11 protein-coding genes are annotated in these 9580 nt (G+C 46.0%); 6 read left to right on the forward strand and 5 right to left on the reverse strand.

What is annotated here, in order from left to right; translation table 11 throughout:
- Positions 1 to 263 precede the first annotated feature (263 nt).
- Both AC3A14_RS22895 and AC3A14_RS22900 read left to right on the forward strand, forming a co-directional pair.
- Positions 264 to 728 (forward strand): YbjN domain-containing protein, encoded by a 465-nt coding sequence (locus AC3A14_RS22895; RefSeq protein ID WP_318734130.1) that lies wholly within the window; start codon positions 264 to 266, stop codon positions 726 to 728.
- A 56-nt stretch (positions 729 to 784) separates the two neighbouring features.
- A complete protein-coding gene (locus tag AC3A14_RS22900) occupies positions 785 to 1462 on the forward strand; it encodes a lipoate--protein ligase family protein (RefSeq protein WP_413039139.1) in 678 nt (225 codons plus the stop codon).
- A gap of 82 nt (positions 1463 to 1544) precedes the next feature.
- Here the strand turns inward: AC3A14_RS22900 and psaK are convergent, their stop codons facing one another.
- Entirely contained in the window at positions 1545 to 1772 is a 228-nt protein-coding gene (psaK, locus tag AC3A14_RS22905; protein ID WP_271936642.1) for a photosystem I reaction center subunit PsaK, read from the reverse strand.
- A 133-nt stretch (positions 1773 to 1905) separates the two neighbouring features.
- Between psaK and AC3A14_RS22910 the strand changes: the two genes are divergently transcribed.
- Positions 1906 to 2532 carry a phosphoribosylanthranilate isomerase gene (locus AC3A14_RS22910; RefSeq protein ID WP_318698540.1) on the forward strand — a complete coding sequence of 209 codons (627 nt, stop codon included), beginning with the start codon at positions 1906 to 1908 and terminating at the stop codon, positions 2530 to 2532.
- Positions 2533 to 2588: 56 nt separating this feature from the next.
- Here AC3A14_RS22910 and AC3A14_RS22915 read toward each other — a convergent pair whose 3' ends face one another.
- Positions 2589 to 3290 carry a response regulator transcription factor gene (locus AC3A14_RS22915; protein WP_318698541.1) on the reverse strand — a complete coding sequence of 234 codons (702 nt, stop codon included), beginning with the start codon at positions 3288 to 3290 and terminating at the stop codon, positions 2589 to 2591.
- Positions 3291 to 3719: 429 nt separating this feature from the next.
- Between AC3A14_RS22915 and AC3A14_RS22920 the strand changes: the two genes are divergently transcribed.
- Positions 3720 to 4343, forward strand: a complete 624-nt coding sequence (locus AC3A14_RS22920; protein ID WP_318698542.1) for a CPP1-like family protein — start codon at positions 3720 to 3722, stop codon at positions 4341 to 4343.
- Positions 4344 to 4567: 224 nt separating this feature from the next.
- Here the strand turns inward: AC3A14_RS22920 and AC3A14_RS22925 are convergent, their stop codons facing one another.
- The 3 genes from AC3A14_RS22925 to AC3A14_RS22935 all read right to left on the reverse strand — a co-directional run bounded on the left by AC3A14_RS22925 (position 4568) and on the right by AC3A14_RS22935 (position 6826).
- Positions 4568 to 5347 (reverse strand): photosystem II electron transport protein, Sll1252 family, encoded by a 780-nt coding sequence (locus AC3A14_RS22925; protein WP_487779182.1) that lies wholly within the window; start codon positions 5345 to 5347, stop codon positions 4568 to 4570.
- A gap of 328 nt (positions 5348 to 5675) precedes the next feature.
- Positions 5676 to 6281, reverse strand: coding sequence for an SPFH domain-containing protein (locus AC3A14_RS22930; RefSeq protein WP_318734136.1), 606 nt, complete (start codon positions 6279 to 6281; stop codon positions 5676 to 5678).
- Positions 6282 to 6322: 41 nt separating this feature from the next.
- On the reverse strand, positions 6323 to 6826 hold the full coding sequence (locus tag AC3A14_RS22935) for an NfeD family protein (protein ID WP_318734138.1): 504 nt from the start codon (positions 6824 to 6826) through the stop codon (positions 6323 to 6325).
- Between the two features lie 228 nt (positions 6827 to 7054).
- Here AC3A14_RS22935 and arsS point away from each other — a divergent pair, with 228 nt between their 5' ends.
- Together arsS and AC3A14_RS22945 are read left to right on the forward strand one after the other, a co-directional pair.
- The gene (gene arsS / locus AC3A14_RS22940; protein ID WP_318698546.1) at positions 7055 to 8041 is read left to right on the forward strand and encodes an arsenosugar biosynthesis radical SAM (seleno)protein ArsS; all 987 of its coding nucleotides are present in this window, start codon (positions 7055 to 7057) and stop codon (positions 8039 to 8041) included.
- A gap of 211 nt (positions 8042 to 8252) precedes the next feature.
- Positions 8253 to 9452 (forward strand): Coenzyme F420 hydrogenase/dehydrogenase, beta subunit C-terminal domain, encoded by a 1200-nt coding sequence (locus AC3A14_RS22945; RefSeq protein WP_318719207.1) that lies wholly within the window; start codon positions 8253 to 8255, stop codon positions 9450 to 9452.
- Positions 9453 to 9580: the final 128 nt, after the last annotated feature.

The raw sequence follows: 9580 nt of genomic DNA on the forward strand, positions 1-9580 counted from the left end.
TTGACCCTCTATAAAAAGGTTTCATTTCTCTAACTCTTGTCCCTACCTCCGAACGTCAATATCTGCGTTTTGGCTCTACATTTCCTTCTGTTCTTTGTTGCTTTACTAAAGCTCTATCGCGTTTAGAGTTTTTCTGAATCTCCGAGATCTTAATTCCTTGAATATCTCTAAATCCCCGGAATTTGTAATAATGGGTAAACAGGTTAACCTCTGACCCGTAGGATTCCTGTATGATTGGTGATTGGTGATGGAGAAAGACGATTATGAGTAATCCAGTGGTAGAAAACACGATGACCCAAGAGCTAGAACCTGCGACTCCCAATTATATTAATGAGATTGAAGGGGTCATCAGCACGATGATTGCTGAAGGTCAGACGGTGCAAGCGGGCTATGATTCTCAGGAAGGGTACTTATGGAAATTCCAATATGGTTCGGTAGAGGTCTATGTGCAACTGACGGGTCAAACCGATGATGATAGCTTAACGGTCTGGTCTTATGTGCTATCGCTACCAGCTAAAGAGGAAGCACAATTGATGCGTAAGTTGTTGGAAATGAATTGGCTGAAAACCTTTGAGGCTCATTTTGCCATTGTGGATAACCGGGTGGTGGTGGTCGCGACTCGCACAGTGGCGGAATTGTCCCCAGGGGAAATTGCACGAGCGATTACGTTAGTGGCCAATATTGCTGATGATAATGATGAAGCTCTGATTGCTGAGTTTGGACAGTAGTTTTGGTTGCACAGTGGCGGTTTATTCCCTTAATTGAGGAGTCGGGCCGATCGCAAATGGCGATCGATCGCTGGCTCTGGAAACAGCATCAACAGGGCAATCAGCCGCCTAGCTTGCGATTTTATACCTGGCAGCCGATGGCGATTTCTTTGGGGTATCACCAAAAACGCTGGCCCGAGTCTTGGCAAGGTTTGCAATGGCAAGGAAAACCCGTAGAGTTGGTGAGGCGACCAACGGGGGGGCGAGGGGTTCTCCATCAAGGAGATTTAACTTATGCTCTGGTATATTCTGGACGGTTTGCTCATCGAATGGCAGCTTATGAGCAGATTTGTGAGTTTCTGATTCGAGGGTGGCGATCGCTCGGTTTTGAATTAGACTACGGTTCTGCTGGGCGAGGCTATGCCCGAGTTCCCAATTGTTTTGCCACGGCGACGGGAGCAGATTTAATCTTAGATTCTGGCTATAAGCTGATTGGTAGCGCTCAGGTTTGGCAGGGTTCCACCGTTCTCCAACATGGCTCTATGCGTCTGAATCCCGATCGCCAATTATGGCATCAGGTATTTTCTGAGCTACTTCCAGAACCTCCACCGAGTTTAGCAACTCTGAGTTTTTCTCATCTAGTCGATACATTGACTCAAGCAGCCTGCGAAACCTTTAAGATGGAAATTCAGGTACAACCTTTCTCTGAACAAGAGTGGACAGCAATTAGAGCGCTGCGCGCTAGTAACGGGTAATTGAGTTGGGGAGAGGGAAAATCAGGAAAACGATGCTCCCCAGACTCCCATACTCCCCAAGTTTTCCAAACCCTGTGGGAGATTAAATCGCTCCAGTACCACTGAGTCCTAGGATTACGCCAGCACCTAGGAGATGACCTAAGCTGGTGGTCGCCAGTAATTCAGCCATTCCCATGCCACCGAAGAAGGGGCCAGCAGGCAAGCCGGGGCCAACACCTTTTTGTTGAATGGTGAATTTGCCAATGGCGATCGCTAGAATATTACAAGCAATCATGATCAGTCCAATATTGAGAGACCATTCTGAGGTCATAGGTCTTTCGCTCCTTAATCCCGGTAAAAAGTCCTCACTATTATAAGAAGCAAGATGACAAAACTTTCTTTTTGTGTCATTCCTTAAAGTTTATTAAAATTTTGATACAAAATTTCCAGAATCCGGAGCAAATATGCGCGTTAAAATTTGTGGCATTACCCAAGTTGACCAAGCGGTGGAGATCGCCGATTTAGGAGCTACAGCCCTAGGATTCATCTGTGTGTCCAGCTCTCCCCGTTACATTGAACCCCAACAGATCCAACAGATCTGTACCCAACTGCCCCCATCTATCGATCGCATCGGCGTATTTGTCAACGCCACCCTAGAGCAAATCTCCCACACCGTCACCCGAGGTCATCTGACTGGAATTCAACTCCATGGTGATGAAGACCCCTCATTTTGCCAAACCCTACACCAACATCTACCCCAGATCGAACTAATCAAAGCCTTTCGAGTCCGCACTCCAGAAACCTTAAATCAAATTCCCACCTATCAAACCTGTGTCGATACCCTACTCTTAGATGCCTATCACCCCCACCAACTTGGCGGAACAGGTCAAACCCTCAATTGGCAAGACTTAAAGAGCTTTACTCCTCCCTTACCCTGGCTCCTAGCGGGAGGATTAACCCCTGATAATATTCACAGAGCTTTACAGCATCTCTCTCCCCAAGGCATCGATTTATCCAGTGGAGTTGAGCGCCAACCAGGAGACAAAGACCTAGAGAAAGTCAGGCGCTTATTCCAAAGACTGGGTAGATAAACCTCCCATCTCAACCCCTCCATATCCGCAGAAAGACAGGGCAATCCCAAATCAGTTTAATCCAATACAGTATCGGGAGGTGCAAATTTATAGCCCACACCCCGCACCGTTTTAATAAACCGATGTCCCCCATCTGCTTCTAACTTCTTCCGAATTTGGCCAATATGCACATCAACAACCCGCTGATCGCCCTGGTGTTCATAGTCCCATACTTGGCTGATTAACTCTGAACGCCGCAGCACCTTGGTTGGGTTGCTGGCTAGAACATGCAGCAAATCGAACTCTAAAGCAGTTAGCATCACTGGCTCCCCTTGGAACATCACTTCTCGACGTTCCGGATCAATAGACAACTGACCATGGGTAATCAGTTGACGCTCAGGAGTCGTCACAGTGCGCTGGCGCTTCAGTAGAGCTTCTACGCGATATTTGAGTTCTTCCACACTAAAAGGCTTAGTGAGATAATCATCGGCTCCCTTTTCAAAGCCAATAATTTTATCTGATGTATCCGTGCGGCTCGTAAGCATCAACACAAAAACATCCGTTAAAGTTTGCATTTCCTGGCAAAGATTGTAACCTAGCGCGTCCGGTAAATTAACATCTAAAATTACCAAATCGGGGCGAAACTGCTTGAACTTAGTCATGCCGGTTTTTCCGTCAGGAGCATTTTCAAGTTCATAGCCATGTTTGCCCAAATAGCGAAAGACTAGATTACGAATTGCAGGATCATCATCTACGACAAGAATCTTGGCTGAAGCCATATGAATAACCTTGTGATATATGCTTGCGAGTTGACAAACAGACCCAAGACTGGCAGTTTCGTCCTCAAGTGTATCTGGCCATAGTGGCTCTGTGATACAGGTTTGCCGTTAGAATAACGGCAGCCTAAGCCCGCTGGCAGATCGTTCCTGGCTCAAAAAGATGGGGCGATCTGTCATTGAGGAGCTTAGATTATCTATTATCGGTGCTGATTGCTTGGGTAGCCAACTCTATTAAGAATTATGTTAAAGTGGCACTAATAAAATGGTTAAAATGGTGAAAAAAGTTTAGGCTAATTTGGCAAGTGCTAGAAACCGGGTCAACCATTGAGTTGAGCAACCAAGCTTGTATAAGCTATGTAAGCTGGAAGTCTATACTCCTACGGTTCCTCGATCGGAGGGCTGAATGATTGTGAGGGAATTAAAAAGAAGATGAGTGACAAAAGTCCTTATGAAACCTTGGGGTTAAGCGAAAATGCCTCGTTTGAGGAAATTCAACAGGCCCGTCAGAGCCTCACGGATCGACACAGTGGCGATCGCCGACAAGTGGAAGCCATTGAGACCGCCTATGATGCCGTTCTCATGGATCGTCTCCGAATGCGGCAACAGGGAAAACTCAAAGTTCCAGATCGCATCCGGTTTCCGGAAAAAGCAACGGTGACTCAACCGAAGGCTCCCCCAACTCCTGGGAATTCCATGCCCAACTGGTTACAATCCTATCTGGATACTCCCAGTCAAGCAGATATTCTCTTGCCTATGGGCGTTTATTTAGTGTTAATGAGTTGTGTCGCCCTCCTGCCCACCCCCCAGGGTAGTCAGTCTCCTCTCCAGGTTACACTTCTAGCGGGGGTGGTGGCCAGCATTTATTTCTTGAACCGCAAGGAAAATAAGTTTGGGAGATCGGTCTTACTTACCGTTGGGGGACTGATCGCTGGGTTATTGCTCGGTAGCCTTTTAGGAGCGGGGTTAGCCAACGTCAGTCAAGTTAACAGCGATCAATTCGCGGCTGTAGTTGCTTTTTTTACGTTGTGGTTAGTGAGTAGTTTCTTGCGATAAGTCGATATCTCTAGAAAGAAAAAATATCCCACTTGTCCAGCTAAAAGAACAGTGGGATATTTTCGTTTATAGCAATGCCTTAATCACCACATGGGCTGTCTCTTTTGTTTAATGACTGCGATCGCCCGCAGACAAAATGACAGCCGTACCCATCCGATGGTACTCTTCCACCGTAAATAACCGTTTCAGCAACAGTGAGATCGCTTCCTCTTCTACATTTCAGGCTAAACCCATCGAACCATCTGCACCCGATAGCGCTCTTTTTTCGTCATCGCTACATCCTTGACTTCCAAGCGTCCCTTTCCACGAATAGCGATTAAATCTCCCGGTTTTACCGTATGACTAGCTTGGGTAACCTCTTTCCAGTTCACCCGCACATCCTTAGTTTCAATCATCTGCACCATTTTACTACGGGAGACGCGAAACCCAGCCGAGGCGATCGCATCCAAACGCATCGAAGCTTCCACTGTCGTCATTTCTTGGCGCTTCGGTTCTCTCACTTTCAACTCCCCAATATCAATAGCTTGGGTTTTCACCGGAACCGAGCGCACCTGAGTTAAATTCATCTCTAGAAATTCCACCAATTCCGGAACCACAATAACTTGCGCTCCTCGCTCTCCCAAAACCACAATATCACCCGTTTTTTCCCGCACAATTCCGGTTCCTAACATTGACCCTAAAAAGTCGCGGTGAGTCGCCGTGTCAAACAGAAAATTACCCGCAATTTCCAATACCGAGACTTCCACATTTTCTGGCTCTAAGGGAACCTCTTCCCGGGCAATACCTAACCGTTTGCGTTCCACTTGGGGATATCCTCCCCAAGCCACTAAATGAACTTCCGTCAACCCCTTAAACACCGTTTCACATTCGGCTAAAATCGCAGGCGATAAAAAGTCCGTAGTGACGACTTCCCAAGTTTTAATCGCTCGTTCTGCCCGATCCAAAATTTGGGCCATTTCTTCTCTATTTTCAACACCTTTGAGCAGATCGGCTTTAGGTAGCATAAGTGGAATTTAGGTTAATACTTCAAATTGGGGAGCGGTTTGCGCCCGGTTCCCAGATTTAGCCCGAGAAACTGGTGCCTGTGGTTGATCGTTTGCATTTGTACCTGGAGATTGGGCTGAATTCCCAATTTCAAAGAAAACGATTAACCATTATTTAATCATAACATAATTCGGTAGCTTTGGAAAGTTTTCACTAACGAACCCACAGGTTCCAATTAAATATCCCAGATATCGGCTGTTGTTTTTTCTAAAATCACCATGATGTTCGCCAAATTTTATGTGGCAGCCAGAAACCCGGTTTCTTCAAGAAACCGGGTTTCTCAGAGGATTAAGAATTGCTATGGGTGGACTGAAGAGAAAGGTTCGCTGATGCGTTTTTTACAAGCAAAGGTTTTAGCGCTTCATGGCGTAACGGCTCTCCAATTTGAAATTGCCGCAGTTGAACTCGGGTAATTTTAATGCCCCAAGGTTCTGTCGCCACATCTAATTTTTGCACCAGAGTTTCATTGAGTTGATCTCGTACGGTAAACAGATCGTTCAATTCAACCGTTGCCAGTTCGGTGCGAATATTAATCTCGATTAAATCAATGACTGCTTGACGCAAGTTTTTGACTTTATAGCAAGATTTTTCCAGATCGAGAATTTGCCAATAGACAATCATATCGAGGGTGACAGTAATACGATCGCTAGTCAAGCAAGCTAAAGGCTTCATCTCCAAGGGTTGTTCGCGTAGAGTATCTTTATAGGCAACTTGTTCAAAAAAGGGCACTAAGAACGTCAGTCCAGGTTCGAGTTTTTTGCCATTATATCGACCCAGATGTTCAACCAAGGCTTGATCGCCCTGTTTAACCACCTTCATACTAGCAGCAAGGGAGGTTCCGCTTAAGGCAAAGAACAAGAACAGGAACCATTGATATAAGAAGACTTCAATCATGATTAAAATCCCAAATAAAGTTGACAGGATAAGCAATAGACTTAAACATCTAAGAGAGGATTGGGGACAACAATTAAGGTGTTGCCTTCTCGACGCAGGACATAGACTTTAGTGTGTGCAGGAATAGCTTGGCGGCGATTTTCACAAGAAGCAGCCCAAGAATTGCCTTCAAACCGGACTCGACCTATTTCTCCAGCCGGAATTTCCGTGAGGGTAATGGCTTCAGTTGTTTCAAATAAACTCGATGTTTTTTTCTGTCTAAACAGGGGTCTTATCCATAAGGTGCAAGCACCAGATAGGGACATCCAATAGAGAATTTGTAAGCTATGGGGAATTCGGTAAAAGACATTGCTGCGCCAGAGGAGAAACGCGACAATCAAGGCGCAAATGCCCATAATTAAGGGCATAAATTTAAAGGCTTTAGGAACTGTTTTGGGTAATAACAGTTCGCTCGATCCGAGAATCACTCCAACAATAACCCAAATGATGGCAGGATGGAGTGGGGAAACGGTTTGAGTTGCTAATAGAATTTGAGTAGTTAGCATGTTGATCTCCCCTTGTGGTTAGGGAGTTATCAGGCGATCGCCCCAAGATACGGCAATTTGTTACAAAACTTCATGATTCCCACCCTGTCTATCTCCATTGACCCCTCATCCATGCATGGCACGATATCTTCAAATAAGATAGAGTATCTAAGGGATAAAACAGTTAGGACACAAATGGTATAGCCTATTTCCCATTCCCTATTCCCTATTCCCCATTCCTTTTTGCCCATGCTTCAGACCAACATTACCCCCTTTGAGCGTAAACTTCAGGCTCCCCTCACCAAAGAGAAAATTACGGTATTACAAATTAATTTAGGTAAACGCTGCAACCTTGCCTGTACCCATTGCCACGTCGAAGCAGGGCCTAAACGCACAGAAGAACTCACTCCAGAAATCTGCAATCAACTGATTGAACTGATTGAAAGATTTCCCCAGATCAAAACGGTCGATCTGACGGGAGGAGCGCCAGAACTGAATTATGGCTTTCGCTCCCTTGTCGAATCAGCGAGAAAAGCGGGTAAAGAAGTAATTGTGCGCTCGAATTTAACCATCTTTTTTGTCGAGGGTTACCAAGATTTACCCCAATACTTTGCAGATCGTCAGGTGCGCGTAGTTGCCTCTTTACCCTGTTATCTGGAAGATAATGTGGATAAAATGCGTGGAAATGGAGTTTATCACGATTCAATTCGCGCTCTGCAAAAATTAAATCAACTCGGTTATGGTCGAGATCCGCATCTCGTTCTAGATTTGGTTTATAATCCGGCAATTCCGAATTCAGAGAAGTTTTCCTTAACGCCAGATCAACAGAACTTAGAGAGTGCCTATAAACAGTATTTGCAGGATCATTTTCAGATCGAATTTAATTCCTTGCTGACGATTACGAACTTACCCATTGGGCGCACAAAATTCCATCTTCAAAGGAGAAGTATCTATGAACCGTATCTGAATTTCTTGGAAGATAATTTTAATCCTCAGACTATCTCTAGTCTGATGTGCAAACAAGAATTATCGGTGGATTATTTAGGGCAAGTTTACGATTGTGATTTTAATCAAATGGAAGGCATTCCTGCACGGACTGCCACTGGAGAAACCTTAACCGTAGCCCAACTGTTAGACTGGGGAACTTTAGATGTAATTCAACAGGTGAGAACCGCTTCCTATTGTTACGGTTGTACAGCAGGAGCGGGTTCAAGTTGTGGGGGTTCTTTGGTTTAACGAGGTGCTATGGCGCTTCGCGCTAGGGAATAGGGAATAGGAAAAACCAGATTTTGCTCTTTACGGGTAGTTTAAATATCTGCGATCTCTGTTTCTAAGAGAGCATTTAACAGAACCTCTCAATCCCTCCATGTCCCCATCCCCTAGCGCAAGGGTCTCCGTAGCGGTATGGTAATAAGAAGTTGTCCTCTTGCGATCGCGTGTTGCCCTCATGACTTCGACTGCTCCCAAGCACCATAAAGCTAAAGCCCTCAAACCCGGTAGCGTGCCTCCGGCGAAAGAACTCTGTAGTCAATGTGGGCTGTGCGATACTTACTATATTCACTACGTTAAGGAAGCCTGCGCTTTTATTCATCAGCAGATTCCAGGACTGGAAACGGAAAGTCATGGTAGAGCGCGTGATTTGGAGAATGAAGATGAACTCTATTTTGGCGTTCACCAGCAGATGATGGCGGCGCGGAAAGTAGAACCCATTGAGGGAGCGCAATGGACAGGAATTGTGAGTACGATCGCCATTGAAATGTTGACTCAGGGCAAGGTAGAAGGGGTTGTATGCGTTCAAAACACCCCGGAGGATCGATTTCAACCAATGCCGGTGATTGCCCGCACTCCAGAGGAAATTCTCGCGGCACGGGTGAATAAGCCGACGCTTTCCCCGAATTTGTCGATTTTGGAGCAGGTGGAACAGTCGGGCATGAAGCGTTTGCTGGCGATCGGCGTGGGCTGTCAAATTCAAGCCCTGCGAGCGGTTGAGAAGGAATTGGGGTTAGAGAAACTCTATGTGTTGGGAACCCCTTGTGTGGATAATGTAACTCGCGCTGGGTTGCAAAAGTTTTTGGAAACCACCAGCCGATCGCCGGAAACCGTCGTTCACTACGAGTTTATGCAGGATTTTCGGGTGCATTTCAAACATGAAGATGGCTCTACGGAAACCGTGCCCTTTTTCGGACTGAAGACCAATCAACTTAAGGATGTGTTCGCACCCTCCTGTATGACCTGCTTTGACTATGTGAACTCCCTGGCAGATTTGGTCGTGGGCTATATGGGCGCGCCCTTCGGTTGGCAATGGATTGTTGTTCGTAATGATACAGGTCAAGAAATGCTGGATCTGGCCATGGAGCAACTGGAAACTCAGCCCGTGATGTCAAAAGGCGATCGCCATCAAGCCGTGCAACAAAGCATTCCCGCCTACGATCGAGGCGTTACCCTGCCCATGTGGGCCGCCAAATTAATGGGCGTAGTCATCGAAAAAATCGGCCCCAAAGGGTTAGAATACGCCCGCTTTTCCATCGATTCCCACTTTACCCGCAACTACCTATATACGAAACGCAACTATCCGGAAAAATTAGAGCAGCATGTGCCAGAGTTTGCCAAGAAAATTGTCGGTCAGTATCAGTTGCCGGAAGATTAGTTCTTTCTGTGAGAGTGGGGGGTATTGGGCAGGTGGCTCATGATTGGTTTATCAATCATAATTACAGCGCAAAGCGCTGTAACGGAGTACAGTATCATTGAGATAAGTCATTGCGAAGGTCACGCAAG

This window comes from Roseofilum sp. (assembly GCF_982964205.1).